General features: G+C 66.1%; 16 protein-coding genes and 1 pseudogene. 11 read left to right on the top strand and 6 right to left on the bottom strand.

All coding sequences use genetic code 11. The features are described from left to right. Positions 1-178: 178 nt before the first annotated feature. Positions 179-1,093 carry a YicC/YloC family endoribonuclease gene (locus QM732_RS14825; protein WP_415656887.1) on the bottom strand — a complete coding sequence of 305 codons (915 nt, stop codon included), beginning with the start codon at positions 1,091-1,093 and terminating at the stop codon, positions 179-181. A 46-nt stretch (positions 1,094-1,139) separates the two neighbouring features. Here QM732_RS14825 and QM732_RS14820 point away from each other — a divergent pair, with 46 nt between their 5' ends. From QM732_RS14820 to hemW, 5 genes are all read left to right on the top strand, one after another. Then, a complete protein-coding gene (locus QM732_RS14820; RefSeq protein ID WP_293501955.1) occupies positions 1,140-2,108 on the top strand; it encodes a serine/threonine protein kinase in 969 nt (322 codons plus the stop codon). Beyond that, entirely contained in the window at positions 2,105-3,010 is a 906-nt protein-coding gene (locus tag QM732_RS14815) for a PP2C family protein-serine/threonine phosphatase (RefSeq protein WP_415656886.1), read from the top strand. Before QM732_RS14820 ends, QM732_RS14815 begins: the two co-directional genes overlap by 4 nt. A gap of 13 nt (positions 3,011-3,023) precedes the next feature. Then, a complete protein-coding gene (gene rph, locus QM732_RS14810) occupies positions 3,024-3,746 on the top strand; it encodes a ribonuclease PH (protein ID WP_415656885.1) in 723 nt (240 codons plus the stop codon). Positions 3,747-3,831: 85 nt separating this feature from the next. Next, positions 3,832-4,437 carry an RdgB/HAM1 family non-canonical purine NTP pyrophosphatase gene (rdgB, locus tag QM732_RS14805; RefSeq protein WP_415656884.1) on the top strand — a complete coding sequence of 202 codons (606 nt, stop codon included), beginning with the start codon at positions 3,832-3,834 and terminating at the stop codon, positions 4,435-4,437. A gap of 4 nt (positions 4,438-4,441) precedes the next feature. After that, positions 4,442-5,626: a radical SAM family heme chaperone HemW gene (hemW, locus tag QM732_RS14800; protein WP_415656883.1), complete on the top strand. Its 1,185-nt coding sequence runs from the start codon at positions 4,442-4,444 to the stop codon at positions 5,624-5,626. Here the strand turns inward: hemW and QM732_RS14795 are convergent. Then, positions 5,598-6,524, bottom strand: a complete 927-nt coding sequence (locus QM732_RS14795; RefSeq protein ID WP_415656882.1) for a LysR substrate-binding domain-containing protein — start codon at positions 6,522-6,524, stop codon at positions 5,598-5,600. The two genes, hemW and QM732_RS14795, sit on opposite strands and share 29 nt — an antisense overlap. 91 nt (positions 6,525-6,615) lie before the next feature. Here QM732_RS14795 and QM732_RS14790 point away from each other — a divergent pair, with 91 nt between their 5' ends. Then, positions 6,616-6,921, top strand: coding sequence for a hypothetical protein (locus tag QM732_RS14790; RefSeq protein ID WP_415656881.1), 306 nt, complete (start codon positions 6,616-6,618; stop codon positions 6,919-6,921). 6 nt (positions 6,922-6,927) lie between these two features. On the opposite strand, the gene QM732_RS14785 is transcribed toward QM732_RS14790, so the two are convergent. Genes QM732_RS14785 through QM732_RS14775 form a run of 3 tightly spaced genes read right to left on the bottom strand, consistent with a single transcriptional unit; the run spans position 6,928 to position 9,537 of the window. Then, positions 6,928-8,013 (bottom strand): protein-glutamate methylesterase/protein-glutamine glutaminase, encoded by a 1,086-nt coding sequence (locus QM732_RS14785; RefSeq protein WP_415656880.1) that lies wholly within the window; start codon positions 8,011-8,013, stop codon positions 6,928-6,930. Between the two features lie 10 nt (positions 8,014-8,023). After that, positions 8,024-8,683 carry a chemoreceptor glutamine deamidase CheD gene (gene cheD, locus QM732_RS14780; RefSeq protein ID WP_415656879.1) on the bottom strand — a complete coding sequence of 220 codons (660 nt, stop codon included), beginning with the start codon at positions 8,681-8,683 and terminating at the stop codon, positions 8,024-8,026. 2 nt (positions 8,684-8,685) lie between these two features. Further along, positions 8,686-9,537, bottom strand: a complete 852-nt coding sequence (locus tag QM732_RS14775; protein WP_415656878.1) for a CheR family methyltransferase — start codon at positions 9,535-9,537, stop codon at positions 8,686-8,688. A gap of 211 nt (positions 9,538-9,748) precedes the next feature. Between QM732_RS14775 and QM732_RS14770 the strand changes: the two genes are divergently transcribed. From QM732_RS14770 to QM732_RS14760, 3 genes are read left to right on the top strand one after another with little or no spacing between them, the layout of a single operon-like run. Continuing rightward, complete coding sequence (locus QM732_RS14770; RefSeq protein WP_415656877.1) at positions 9,749-10,474, top strand: GGDEF domain-containing protein; 726 nt, start codon at positions 9,749-9,751, stop codon at positions 10,472-10,474. Further along, positions 10,471-11,268 carry a MinD/ParA family protein gene (locus QM732_RS14765; protein WP_415656876.1) on the top strand — a complete coding sequence of 266 codons (798 nt, stop codon included), beginning with the start codon at positions 10,471-10,473 and terminating at the stop codon, positions 11,266-11,268. Before QM732_RS14770 ends, QM732_RS14765 begins: the two co-directional genes overlap by 4 nt. Next, positions 11,222-11,650, top strand: a complete 429-nt coding sequence (locus tag QM732_RS14760) for a group II truncated hemoglobin (protein WP_415656875.1) — start codon at positions 11,222-11,224, stop codon at positions 11,648-11,650. The genes QM732_RS14765 and QM732_RS14760 overlap by 47 nt, the downstream gene beginning before the upstream one ends. Before the next feature lie 6 nt (positions 11,651-11,656). Here QM732_RS14760 and QM732_RS14755 read toward each other — a convergent pair. Further along, positions 11,657-11,839, bottom strand: a pseudogene (locus QM732_RS14755) (IS5/IS1182 family transposase); the annotation flags it as partial. An 86-nt stretch (positions 11,840-11,925) separates the two neighbouring features. Between QM732_RS14755 and tnpA the strand changes: the two are divergent. Both tnpA and tnpB read left to right on the top strand, forming a co-directional pair. Next, the gene (tnpA, locus tag QM732_RS14750) at positions 11,926-12,357 is read left to right on the top strand and encodes an IS66-like element accessory protein TnpA (RefSeq protein ID WP_415656120.1); all 432 of its coding nucleotides are present in this window, start codon (positions 11,926-11,928) and stop codon (positions 12,355-12,357) included. A gap of 7 nt (positions 12,358-12,364) precedes the next feature. Further along, the gene (tnpB, locus tag QM732_RS14745) at positions 12,365-12,709 is read left to right on the top strand and encodes an IS66 family insertion sequence element accessory protein TnpB (RefSeq protein WP_415656121.1); all 345 of its coding nucleotides are present in this window, start codon (positions 12,365-12,367) and stop codon (positions 12,707-12,709) included. Positions 12,710-12,719: the final 10 nt, after the last annotated feature.

Genomic DNA, 12,719 nt, shown 5'->3' with positions numbered 1-12,719 from the left:
GGTGGCATGCCTACCGAGCGCCGCGTGAGGGGCTCTGCGCCGGGGCATGCTACCGACAGTTCACCCCACTGACCGCGTGCGCTTCAGTGAGACGGGCTGGGACGCCGTGAAATTGACTACCGTCGGAGGTTGGCGCCGAACATCGAACTACGGGACGGTTTGAGACGCGGTGAGACGTTCATTCAATGTTTTGCACCTGTTCGCGCATCTGCTCGATGGCGACCTTCATCTCGACCGAGATGTTCGTCAGCTCCAGTGCGGCGGATTTGGAGCCCAGCGTGTTGGCTTCGCGATGCAGCTCCTGGATCAGGAAATCCAGCCGCTTGCCGAGCTCGCCGCCCTTCTTCAGCAGTCGCGTCAGCTCGTCGAGATGGGCCCGCAGCCGTGCCAGCTCCTCGGCCACGTCGATGCGAATGGCGAACGCTGCGGCCTCGTTCAGCGCGCGCTCCTGCAATGCCTCCTGGGGCACGCTGCTGGTGGCGCCTGTGGAGGCCAGGGCTTCCTGCCAGCGCTCCAGAAAGCGCTGCTGCTGGCGGGCGACGACGGCCGGCAGCAGTGGCTCTGCCTCGTCGGCCAGTTGCCGCAGGCGCTTGATGCGCTCGGCCAGGATGGTGACCAGCTTCTCGCCCTCACGCTCGCGGGCTTCGGCCAGGCCCTGCACGCAGGCCTGGGCCGCCTCCAGGGTGGCTACGTCGAGCTGTGCTGGCACGGCCGAGCCGCTCTTGCACCAGTTCAGCGCTTCATGGACGGACAGCGGCGCGGCCTGAGGCATCCAGGCACGAACCTTGGCCTCGAGGTTGGCCAGGCGGTTGAGCTGCTCCGGCTGAGGCTGGGGCCAGCCACCTTCGGCCTCGCGCTGGGTATTGATGCGCAGCTCGATCTTGCCCCGCTTGAAACGGGCCGCGATGAGTTCGCGCAGTTGGGGCTCCAACCCCCGCAGCTCCTCGGGCATGCGCATGGATAGGTCAAGGAAACGGCCGTTCACCGACCGCAGTTCGACGCTGACGGAGGCTTGTATGGAAGTGTTGCCGTCCTCGGCTTTAGGGGGTTGGGCCAGGGAATTGGCGTACCCGGTCATGCTGTAGACTGGCATTTCGCACTCGCAGAACAGACGTTAACTAAGAGACTCAAGCGCGATTATGTCCAAGCCGAAGCCGGCGCCCTTGCCCGCAGGCACGGTGGTTGGGGGCTACCAGATCATCAAGCGACTGGCGGCGGGCGGATTCGGCGTGGTCTACCTCGCCGAGGACCCCGACCACCATCTGGTCGCGCTCAAGGAGTATCTGCCCTCGTCGCTGGCCGAGCGCTCGCCGGGCGAGCTAACCCCTCGCGTCAAGCCCGAAAAGCAGCCGCTGTATCGGTTGGGGCTGAAGAGCTTCTTCGAGGAGGGACGCTCGCTCGCGCAAATCTCGCACCCCAGCGTCGTGTCGGTGCTGAATTTCCTGCGCGAGAACGAAACCGTCTACATGGTTATGAACTACCTGCAGGGCGACACGCTGCAGGACTTCATCGTGACCGCGCGTGACATGAAGCGCGACAAGGTGTTCCGCGAGTCCACCATCCGCAGCCTGTTCGACGAGATCCTGCGCGGCCTGCGCATCGTGCACCAGCACAAGATGCTGCACCTGGACATCAAGCCGGCCAATGTTTTCATCACCAACGACAACAAGGCCGTGCTGCTGGACTTCGGCGCCGCGCGCGAGGTGCTGAGCAAGGAAGGCAACTTCATCCGCCCGATGTACACGCCGGGCTTCGCCGCGCCGGAGATGTACCGCCGCGATGGCTCGCTCGGCCCGTGGACCGACATCTATGCCATCGGCGCCTGTATCTACGCTTGCATGCAGGGCTATCCGCCCAATGACGCACCGCAGCGGCTGGAGAAGGACCGCCTGTCCCTGAGCCTGTCGCGGCTGCGAAATGTCTACTCCGACAACCTGCTCGAAGTGACCGAGTGGTGCATGTCGCTGGACCCGCTGTCGCGTCCGCAGAGCGTGTTTGCTCTCCAGAAGGAACTGGCCCGCGAGACCGAGCGTCGCTACACCAAGCTGTCCTTCAGCGAGCGCCTCAAGCTGCAGCTCGAGAACCTCAAGTCCGGAGCGAAGGCTTGAGGTTCAACGTCTTCCAGGTCAGCCGCCGCGGAGGCCGCGAGACCAATGAAGACCGCATGGGCTACTGCTTTACGCGGGAGGCGGGCCTGTTTGCGCTGGCCGACGGCATGGGCGGTCATCCCGAAGGCGAGGTCGCGGCCCAGATTGCGCTGCAGACGTTGGCGGCACTGTTCCAGCAGGAAGCGCGGCCCGTCATCACGGATCCCCAGCGTTTCCTGCAGGAAGCCATCATCGTGGCCCACCAGCAGTTGCTGCGCTACGCCGCCAGCAAGGGGCTCTCCGACACTCCGCGCACGACGGTCGTGGCCTGCATCCTGCAGGGCAACCAGGCCTGGTGGGCGCACTGCGGCGACTCGCGCCTGTATCTCGTACGCTCGTCCAAGCTGATTGCCCGCACGCGTGACCACTCGTACTCCGAGCTGCAGGAAGCACTGGGGCGCGTCTCGCGCGGCGGCGAACCTTTCAACCGCAACGTCCTCTTTACCTGCCTGGGCAGCCCCGGTCGGCCTATGGTGGACGGGCAGGGACCGTTGGTGCTGGAACCTGCGGATCGCCTGCTGTTGTGCTCCGACGGCTTGTGGGGAAGCGTGGACGACGACGAGATCGTCCAGCATCTGGCCGACCAGCCCATCTCCGAGGCCGTGCCCGAACTGGTCGAGCAGGCCCTGCGTCGCGGTGGCGCACGCAGCGACAACGTCACCGTCCTTGCCGTCGAGTGGGAAGGCGAAGGGGAGCCCAGTGGCGACACGACGCAGAGTCTGGGCAATTCTGGCTTCGCATCCACCATACAAGGCGCGCTGGACGCCGACCTCGTCGCCGCCATGGATGAGGAGGAAATCGAGCGCTCGGTGCGCGAGATCAACGAAGCCATCCGGGTGCGCGCCGCCGCCAATCGCCGCTAACTTTCATTTCTCCATGACACAGACCTTCATGCGCAGCGCAGGCCGCGCCGCCAATCAATTGCGCCCGGTGCGCATCACCCGCGGTTTCACCGTGCATGCCGAGGGTTCGGTCCTGATCGAGTTCGGTGCGACGCGTGTGCTGTGCACGGCCTCCGTCGAGGAGCGCGTGCCGCCGCACAAGCGCGGCTCGGGCGAGGGCTGGGTGACGGCCGAGTACGGCATGCTGCCGCGCGCCACCCATACTCGCAGCGACCGTGAGGCGGCCAAGGGCAAGCAGAGCGGGCGCACGCAGGAGATCCAGCGCCTCATCGGGCGCTCGCTGCGCGCTGTCTTCGATCTGGCCGCCTTGGGCGAACGCACAATCACGCTGGACTGCGATGTGCTGCAGGCCGATGGCGGTACGCGCACGGCGGCCATCACCGGCGCGTTCGTGGCCGCGACCGATGCGGTCAACCGGCTGCTGGCCGACGGCCGGATCGCGAAGTCGCCGATCAAGGACTCGGTTGCGGCCATCTCGGTCGGCATCGTCGATGGCACGGCGCTGCTGGACCTCGAGTACATCGAGGACTCCGCCTGCGATACCGACATGAACGTCGTCATGACCGGCAACGGCGGTTTCGTCGAGCTGCAGGGTACGGCCGAGGGTGTGGTCTTCACGCGCGAGGAGATGAACGCGCTGCTGGACCTGGCCGACAAGGGCATCCGCGAGCTGATTGCCCTGCAGAAGTCAGCATGACGGGCCACTCAGCGCCGGGCCGCGCCGAGCAAGCGGCCAGCTCCGTCGGGGATGGCCCGACGCACCCGCTGGGCGAGGTACGGATATGAAGCTGGTCCTCGCCTCCAACAACGCGAAGAAGCTCGTCGAGCTGCAGGCCTTGTTCGTGCCGATGGGCATAGAGTTGCTGACCCAGGGCAGCCTTGGCATTCCGGAGGCCGAGGAGCCCTATCTGACCTTCGCCGAGAACGCGCTGGCCAAGGCCCGCCATGCCGCGAAGCTGAGCGGCTTGCCGGCGCTGGCCGACGACTCGGGCCTGAGCGTGGACGCGCTGGGCGGAGCGCCCGGCGTGCGCTCGGCACGCTACGCGCTGGATGCCGGTGGCGAGAAGAGCGACGCGGCCAACAACGCTCGCCTCCTGCGCGAGATGGCCGGCCTGGCCGATCGCCGTGCGCGCTTCGTCTGCGCGCTGGTGGCCGTGCGCAGCGCCGACGACCCAGAGCCGCTGATCGCGATGGGGCGCTGGGGTGGCGAGATCCTGACGGCGCCCAACGGCGAGGGCGGCTTTGGCTACGACCCGCTGATGCACATCCCGTCCCTGGGCCGGACCGTCGCCAGCCTGGGCGCTGAGGTCAAGAACCGCCACAGCCACCGCGCGCTGGCGGCCGCGCAACTGATCGCCCAGTTCCGCGAGGTCTGGCACCTCGGCTGACGCCATGGCCGATCTCGTCCATCTGATGCGCCCGGGCACGTTGCAACTGCCCGCGCTGCCGCCGCTTGCCCTCTACGTGCATCTTCCCTGGTGCCTGCGCAAGTGCCCCTACTGCGACTTCAACTCGCACGAGGTCAAGGGTGGCGCGCTGGCGACCGACACGGCCGAGGCCTATCTCGCCGCACTGCGGGCCGATCTTGAGGCCGCGCTGCCGCTGGTCTGGGGGCGACCGGTCGTCAGCATCTTCATTGGCGGTGGCACGCCTAGCCTGTTCAACCCAGAGCAGATCGCGCAACTGATCTCCGATGTCCGCGCCCGCCTGCCGCTGGAGCCAGGCTGCGAGATCACGCTGGAAGCGAACCCCGGCACCTTCGAGCGCGAGCGCTTCAAGGGCTTTCGCCAGGCCGGCGTCACGCGGCTGTCGGTGGGTGTGCAGAGCTTCGATGACGCGCAGCTGAAGACACTGGGCCGCGTGCACAGCTCGACGCAAGCTCGAGAAGCGCTGGCAGAGGCGGCCGAGTCGTTCGAGACCTTCAACCTCGACCTGATGTACGCGCTGCCGGGCCAGACGCTGGACGATCTGGCCCGCGAGCTCGACGCGGCGCTTGCCTTCCGTCCGCCACACCTGTCGATCTACCACCTGACCATCGAGCCCAACACGGTGTTCGCGACGCGCACACCCGCGGGCCTGCCCGACCCCGACCTTGCCAGCGACATGCTGGACCTGATCACCGAGAAGACCGGCACCACGGGCCTGTCGCGCTATGAGGTGTCTGCCTATGCCCGCGAGGGCCACCGTTGCCAGCACAACCTGAACTACTGGCAGTTCGGCGACTACCTCGGTATCGGTGCCGGCGCGCACAGCAAGCTCAGCTTTCCGAATCGTGTGCTGCGCCAGGTGCGCTGGCGTGAGCCAGCGGCCTTCATGGCGCAGGCGAACAAGGTCAGCAACGAGCAGGAGGTGGCGCGCAAGGACCTGCCGTTCGAGTTCATGCTGAACGCGCTGCGGCTCAAGGAGGGCGTCACCATCACGCAGTTCCTGGAGCGAACCGGTCTGCCGCTGTCCGCCATTGCCAGCGGCCTTGAAACCGCCCGTGGCCGTGGCCTACTGATGGCCGACCCGGCCCGCATCCAGCCCACCGAGCGCGGCTTCGACTTCCTCAGCGACTTGCAGCAGCTGTTTCTGTGAGCCTTTGCTGAAGGGCTGCGATCTCGGCGTGGAGCCAGTCACAAAAGGCGCGCACCGCGGGGTCGTCGCGCAGCGCCTCGGGATAGACGACGTGATAGTCGCGGCCGGCCTCCAGATCCAGCTCCTGCGCAGCCACGCGCACAAGGCGTCCATCCAGCAGTGCATCACCGGCCATCAATTCGCGCGCTAACGCCACGCCCATGCCCTGCTCTGCGGCTTGCAGCAGCACGCCAGCGTCGTTGAAGCTGGCAACGACGACCGGCGCTACTGGGAGGCCGGCCAGTGCGAACCACTCGCGCCAGACGTCCACATCGTCCAGCAATGGCTGCGAGGCGAGGGCGGACAGCGGCTGGCCCATCAGGCGATGCGCCAGCGCCGGCGCGGCGACGGCGATCAGCGGCGAGTGGAAGAGGCGTTCGTTGACGAGGCCATGCCATGGCCCGCGGCCCACGCGCAGGCCGATCTGGTAGCCATCCCGCTCCAGGTCGACCACCTGCTGGCTCGTGTGCAGATCCAGCGTGATGCAAGGCTGCAGCGCCTGCCATCGTGACAGCCTCGGCATCAACCAACGCTGGGCGAAGGAGGGTAGGGACGTCACGCGCAGCATCTGTGCCGCGTTGTTGTGTGCCTGGCTGGCTGCCAGCAATCCGGCCTGCAGCTCGGCGAAGACTTTGCTGACAGCGCGCTGCAGGGCCTGGCCGGCGGGGTTCAGCGACAGCCGGCGGCCCTGGCGCGTGAAGAGCTCGAAGCCGAGCTGTGCCTCCAGGCCGCGGATCTGCTGGCTGACCGCGCTGTGCGTCAGGTGCAAGCTCTCGGCTGCCGCACGCAAGTTCTCCGTGTGGGCCGCGGCACGGAATGCGACGAGATAGTGGAGTGGAAATCGGTCGAGTGAAGCCATCTGGTTAGCCATTCAAACCAATCAGTGCAGAAAAAAGCGCTTTTTGGCGCTCTTTTGGATGAATAGCATAACCAGCATTCAAGGAGTCCACATGAATATGCCGCTTCACAAGATTGCCCTGTTTCCGTTGGTTACCGCGCTGGTGCTGGCCGCGGTGAGCGCGCGAGCCTTCACGGATTCGAACGCCGACCTGAAGGACGCCGCAGCCGACCATTCAGCCCGGGTCGTCATCACCGGCAAGGCCGAACGCCCGATGCAGACGGCCTGGGTGCCGGCGACGCCCAAGTCGCTGGACGGGTTCACGCCGGTCGTTGCCGGGGAGCGCCTGGCAGCGGCACGCAACCGCGCAACCTTGCTCGCCAAGGCAGATGCGGCGGCCAGCGCAAGCCGCCGTTGAGGCCGGTCAGACGCGGTTGAGAGACATGCCGGAGGTGGCGCGCAGTCGCTCCAGCACCTTGCCCGCAATCTGGTTCAGTGGCAGCACCTCGTCCGCCGCGCCGGCCGCGATAGCCTCGCGGGGCATGCCGAAGACCACGCAGCTGGCCTCGTCCTGGCAGTAGTTGTAGGAGCCGGCGTCCTTCATGACCTTCATGGCGCGGGCTCCGTCGGCGCCCATGCCGGTCAGCATGATGCCGATGGCATTGGGGCCGACGACCTTGGCGGCGGACAGGAACAAGGCCTCCACTGAGGGCTTGTGGCGGTTGATGGGCTCGCCGTCTTGCACGCGGGCGATGTAGTTCGCACCGCTGCGCTCCACGGTCAGGTGCATGCCGCCCGGTGCGATGTAGCCGTGTCCGGGCAGGATGCGCTCGCCGTCCTGTGCTTCCTTCACGCGGATCTTGCACAGGCCGTCCAGCCGCGCCGCGTAGCTCTTCGTGAAGCCGGGTGGCATGTGCTGCGTGATGACGACCGCGGGGCTGTCGGCCGGCAGGTTGAGCAGCACGTCCTTGGTCGCTTCGGTGCCACCGGTGGAAGCGCCGATGAAGATGATCTTCTCCGTGGATGCCCGGCCCAGGCTGGCCATGGTCACAGGCTTGGCCGGTGCCGGCGCAGCCGTTCCCGGCGCCGGCGCCACATGGCGACGGATATGCGCCTTGGAGGCGATCCGGATCTTGTCGGTGATGTCCTGAGCCAGCAGACGGATGCCGTCGGCCACGCCGATCTTGGGCTTGGCGACGAAGTCGATGGCGCCCAACTCCAGCGCCTTCAGCGTGACCTCGGCACCGCGCTCGGTCAGCGTGGACACCATCACGACGGGCATGGGCCGCAGCCGCATCAGGCGCGACAGGAAGTCCAGACCGTCCATGCGCGGCATCTCGACGTCCAGCGTAATGACGTCGGGGTTCAGGTTGCGGATCATCTCGCGTGCGACCAGCGGGTCTGACGCCGCGCCTATGCACTCCATGTCGGGCTGGCGGTTGATGATCTCGGTCAGGATAGAGCGCACGAGCGCCGAATCGTCCACCACCACGACCCTGGTCTTGGGCATGGGTGTCTCCTCAGAACAAGTCGATGGAGCCGCCGCTGCTCGCGACCGGCTGCACCTTCTGGATGGCTGCGCGGTCCTGCTGGACCAGCGCGTCAGTATTCGTCGATGCCAGGCGTTTGATCATGGCCTTGCCGCTGGCGGGCAGGAAGCAGACCTTGCGCGGATAGACGTCAAGGACGTCCTTGGACACGATGGGGATGCGCTCAAGCTTCAGGTAGTCGATGACGAAGTTGGTGTTGCGCTCGCCGACGTTGAGCGAGTTCATGCCAGAGATGACGGCGCCGCCGCCGAAGATCTTGGCTTCCATGCGCGCCTTGCTGGCGCCGCGCTTCATCATCTCGTTGATTAGCAATTCCATTGCGTAGGAGCCATAGCGTCCCGAGTCGCCATTGCCTTCGGGCAGCATGAAGTGATTCATGCCGCCGACCCGGGCGACGCGGTCCCATAGGCAGGCGGCGATGCAGGAGCCCAGCGTCGTCATCACGAGCAGGTCCTCGGTGTCGACGAAGTACTCGCCCGGCAGAATCTTGACGGCGGCGTTCTTGAAGTGGGCGTCGTAGAAGAAAAACGAGGCTTCGCCCTGCTTGCGCGGCTGGGCCTTGAGCTGGTTGACCCTGGCCAGCGCGGCGGGGTTGCCGATCGTGCTGGCAGTGGCGAGAGGCGTGCTCATGGTCAGACCCTCTCGTAGATGGTTTTGCCGCGCAGCTTGAACAGGTCGCGCGATTCGGTGAAGTTCTCGGAATGCCCCACGAAGAGCAGCCCGCCGGGGCGCATGACGCGGTGGATGCGCTCAAGCACCTTGCGTTGGGTAGCCGCATCGAAATAGATCATCACGTTGCGGCAGAACACCATGTGGAAGGGATCGCCGAGCTGCCACTGCGTGTCCATCAGATTCAGCGGGCGGAACTCCACCCAGCGCTGCAGCTCGGGCTTGACGCGGATCTTGCCGGCATTGGCACCGGTGCCGCGCATGAAGAAGTTCTTAAGCCGCGTGGCATCCAGGCCGCGAGCATCTGCGTTGTAGACAGCGCGCTTGGCCGTGGCCAGCACCTGGGTGTCGATGTCGCTGGCGACGAGTTGCACCGAGGCGCTAGGCCCCAGGGCCTCGCCGCAGGTCATCAGGATGGAGTACGGCTCTTCACCGGTCGAGGCGGCACAGCACCAGATGCGAACGGGCTTGCCCACGAAGGGCTTGAGATCGTCCTTGAGCGCATGGAAATGGTGATCTTCGCGGAAGAACGAGGTCAGGTTGGTCGTCAGGCAGTTGACGAACTCCTGCCATTCGGCCGTCCCGGCTGCGCCGGTGGATGCTTCCAGCCATTGGAGATAGCTCGCGAAGCTTTTGTGGCCGGTTTCGCGCAAGCGACGCGACAGACGGCTGTAGACCATCGCGTGCTTGCCGTCATGCAGGCTTATGCCGGCATGCTTGTAGATCAGCTCGCGCACACGGTCGAAGTCGGCCTTGCTGAAGCTGAACTCGTGATCAAGGGAATCGGTGCCGGAGGCGAGGTCGGGTGCGGGCATGTCGGAAACAGATTGGTGGGTGCTCGCAGCGGTTCTAGCGGTGGCGCATCGATTTTCCACCGCAGGGGCAGTTGTACGGCCCTGACGCAGCCCAGCATAGTGCAAACAGCTCACGGGAACGTGCCTGTTTCACGACCTGGACATGGGAAGCGCGCTGCTAGACTGCCCTGAAACCACAATCCAGCAGTTCGCACCACCTTTGGAACATCGTTTGCCCGCCCCTCGCCTGATCGACGCCCAGGTGCTCGTTCTGGACCAGGCCCTGCAGCTGCTGCAGCAGGCCGGGGCGTTGCTGCCGGACGAGGCACCGATGACGACTGCCTGGCTGCAGGCCGTGCTGGACGCGCTGTGCGACCTCTCCAGCAGGGATGCACTGACCGGGCTGGCCAACCGCCGCAGCTTCGAGATGGCCCTGGCTCGCGAGGTCGATCGCGTGGCCCGGTCGGACGAAGCAGCCCTGCTGCTGATGCTGGACATCGATCACTTCAAGGCTGTCAACGATACCCATGGCCATGGCGCCGGCGACCAGGTCATTTGTGCCGTGGCTCGTGCCATCGAGCAGGCCGTCAGGCCCATGGATCTCGTCGCCCGGGTGGGCGGCGAGGAGTTCGCAATCATCCTGCCCAACTGCGCCCCGCATGTAGGACTGGCTGTCGCAGAGCGCGTGCGCGAGCGAGTCTCGGAACTCGACATCGAAGTTGGTCCGGGGCGCTTGCTGGGCGTCACCATCAGCCTCGGCGGCGCTTTTGCACCGCAGTGGGTGCGTTCATCGCCGCTGCTTTGGATGGAGCGCGCCGACCGCCAGCTGTACCGCGCCAAGGCCGAGGGCCGCAACCGCGCCTGCCTCGAACCCCAGGTCGACTCCCTGGTCAGCGCCGAAGAAAGGGGCATGTTGTTCGCCTCCCTGAACCTCGACACGCAACAGGACCTGCCATGAGCATGACAAACGATCCTGCTGCCCCCCGTCCGCCGCGCTCTGGCGCCCGCACCCTGGCCGTCACAAGCGGCAAGGGCGGCGTCGGCAAGACCTTCGTCACCGCCAATCTGGCTGCGGCCCTGGCCGCGCGTGGCCAAAAGGTGCTGGTGCTGGATGCCGATCTCGGCCTCGCCAACCTCGACGTGGTGCTGAACCTGCACCCCAAGCTGACACTGCACGACGTCTTCACCGAGAAGGCTACGCTGGAGCAGGCCATCCTTCCCGCGCCTGGCGGCTTCTCGGTGCTGCTTGCTGGTTCAGGCATGGTGGAGTATTCGCGCCTGACACCAGATGTGCGGGACAAGCTGCTGCACATCATCGACCTCGTCAAGCCGCGCTTCGACTGGGTGCTGCTCGATACCGGCGCTGGCATCTCCGACGTCGTGTTGTTCGCCATCTCGATGGCCGAGGATGTCCTCGTCGTCGCCACCCCCGAGCCCACGTCGCTGACCGATGCATACGCCACCATCAAGGTGCTGGCCACGCAACAGGAGCGCCGCCATATCGGCCTGGTCGTCAACCAGGCCAACCGCGTTGGGGAGGGCAGGCTGATTTGCGGGCAACTGCAGCAGGTTCTGCAGCGCTTCGTCGGCCCGACGCCGGGGCAGAGCTTTCGGCTGGAGCTGTTCGGCGAGGTCAAGGCTGACCTGGCTGTGCGACAAGCCGTGCTCAAGCGCCAACTGATGCTGGAACACTACCCGGGCTGCGATGCCGCCCAGGCCATCAAGGCACTTGCCTCCAAGCTCCTTGGCTGAACCAACTCCTGCAACGGCCTTCGAGTGGATGGGCGGCGAGGTCGGCGTGCGCGAACTCGTCGACCGCTTCTACGATCTGATGGACCTGGAGCCGGGCTACGCCCGACTGCGGGCGGCTCATGGCAACTCGCTGGAGTCGGCGCGCGACAAACTGTTTTGGTTTCTGTGCGGCTGGCTGGGCGGGCCGGATCACTACATTCGCCGTTTCGGCCACCCGCGGCTGCGGGCGCGGCATTTGCCCTTTCGCATCGGCATCGCTGAGCGCGACGAATGGCTCGCCTGCATGGCACAGGCCATGCAGGAGACCGGGGTGGACCCGGCCCTGCAGGCCCGCTTGGCCGAGTCCTTCGCCGGCACGGCTGACTGGATGCGCAACGTCTAGGGCCTGTTAACACAAACGCAATCCGTCAGCGATCAGAGCGAAGCTGATGAAGGCGGTGAACATGATGTCGAGCTTCTCGAAGCGGGAGAAGATTCGGCGATAGCCCTTGAGGCGGCGGAACAGGCGCTCGACTTCATTGCGGCGCTTGTACATCTCGCGGTCGTACTCCCAGGGCTCGATGCGCGTGCTCAGGGTGAGCGTCTGGCCGCCCCATCTTGAACTGTGGGGATACGCCCATGACGATGGTGCCCACCAATTCCAATAGGTGGGCACCTATGCAACCCAGATCCCAGAGGCGCGTGCACAGCGCCGAGTTCAAGGCGCAGGTTCTTGCCGAGTGCCAGCAGCCTGGCGCCTCGGTGGCGGCCATCGCGCTGGCACACGGCCTCAACGTCAACCTTCTGCGTAAGTGGCTGGTGGGGCGCGGCATCAAGCGCACCGGGATGGCTGCGCCCCGAACAATAGCCGGCAAGCAGCCGGTCGCCGCCGTGGCGACGGCTGCGTCGCTGCAGTTCATTCCCGTCGAAGTGGCTCCTGCAGTGTCGGCCGGCGCTGGGCACGCCGAGATTGAGTCGGTCAATTCCCCGGACATCCACATCGAGCTCAACCGCGGCGCGACGCGGCTGAGCGTGCGTTGGCCGTCGACACAGGCCGCAGCGTGCGCCGCGTGGCTGCGCGAGTTGGTTGCCGTGACCCTGAAGGACTGACTGGCGCATGATCAGGATCGACGCCCTTTGGCTGTGCAGTCGGCCGCAGGACATGCGCGCCGGTGCCGATCGGTTGCTGTCAGTGGTGGTCAACACACTCGGCGAGGCACGCGCCCACCACGGCTACCTGTTTGCCAATGCACGGGCCAGCCGCCTGAAGCTGCTCGTGCATGACGGCTTCGGCGTGTGGTGCGCCACGCGTCGCCTGCATGCCGGCCGCTTCGTTTGGCACGCCGCCGAGGCGGGCTCGCCGGCACCGGCCTTGCAGCTGAGCGCACAGCAATTCGAAGCACTGACCCTCGGACTGCCCTGGCAGCGGCTGGGTGAACTGGCCACGATCCGCCGCACCTGAGGCGCTGCGG

This window comes from Roseateles sp., from assembly GCF_047654805.1.
In the GTDB taxonomy this organism is placed as follows: domain Bacteria; phylum Pseudomonadota; class Gammaproteobacteria; order Burkholderiales; family Burkholderiaceae_C; genus Pelomonas.
The sequence above is the reverse complement of the archived record's forward strand: the minus strand, read 5'-3'. Positions and strand labels throughout refer to the sequence as shown.

What these genes read in the sequence shown, in the direction of transcription:
- tnpB (WP_415656121.1), top strand. Translation starts at nt 12,365, where the DNA reads ATGATCAGGATCGACGCCCTTTGGCTGTGCAGTCGGCCGCAGGACATG.
- rph (WP_415656885.1), top strand. Translation starts at nt 3,024, where the DNA reads ATGACACAGACCTTCATGCGCAGCGCAGGCCGCGCCGCCAATCAATTG.
- cheD (WP_415656879.1), bottom strand. Translation starts at nt 8,683, where the DNA reads ATGAGCACGCCTCTCGCCACTGCCAGCACGATCGGCAACCCCGCCGCG.
- QM732_RS14790 (WP_415656881.1), top strand. Translation starts at nt 6,616, where the DNA reads ATGAATATGCCGCTTCACAAGATTGCCCTGTTTCCGTTGGTTACCGCG.
- QM732_RS14760 (WP_415656875.1), top strand. Translation starts at nt 11,222, where the DNA reads ATGCCGCCCAGGCCATCAAGGCACTTGCCTCCAAGCTCCTTGGCTGAA.
- QM732_RS14785 (WP_415656880.1), bottom strand. Translation starts at nt 8,013, where the DNA reads ATGCCCAAGACCAGGGTCGTGGTGGTGGACGATTCGGCGCTCGTGCGC.
- QM732_RS14795 (WP_415656882.1), bottom strand. Translation starts at nt 6,524, where the DNA reads ATGGCTTCACTCGACCGATTTCCACTCCACTATCTCGTCGCATTCCGT.
- QM732_RS14765 (WP_415656876.1), top strand. Translation starts at nt 10,471, where the DNA reads ATGAGCATGACAAACGATCCTGCTGCCCCCCGTCCGCCGCGCTCTGGC.
- QM732_RS14820 (WP_293501955.1), top strand. Translation starts at nt 1,140, where the DNA reads ATGTCCAAGCCGAAGCCGGCGCCCTTGCCCGCAGGCACGGTGGTTGGG.
- QM732_RS14775 (WP_415656878.1), bottom strand. Translation starts at nt 9,537, where the DNA reads ATGCCCGCACCCGACCTCGCCTCCGGCACCGATTCCCTTGATCACGAG.
- QM732_RS14825 (WP_415656887.1), bottom strand. Translation starts at nt 1,093, where the DNA reads ATGCCAGTCTACAGCATGACCGGGTACGCCAATTCCCTGGCCCAACCC.
- hemW (WP_415656883.1), top strand. Translation starts at nt 4,442, where the DNA reads ATGGCCGATCTCGTCCATCTGATGCGCCCGGGCACGTTGCAACTGCCC.
- tnpA (WP_415656120.1), top strand. Translation starts at nt 11,926, where the DNA reads ATGCAACCCAGATCCCAGAGGCGCGTGCACAGCGCCGAGTTCAAGGCG.
- rdgB (WP_415656884.1), top strand. Translation starts at nt 3,832, where the DNA reads ATGAAGCTGGTCCTCGCCTCCAACAACGCGAAGAAGCTCGTCGAGCTG.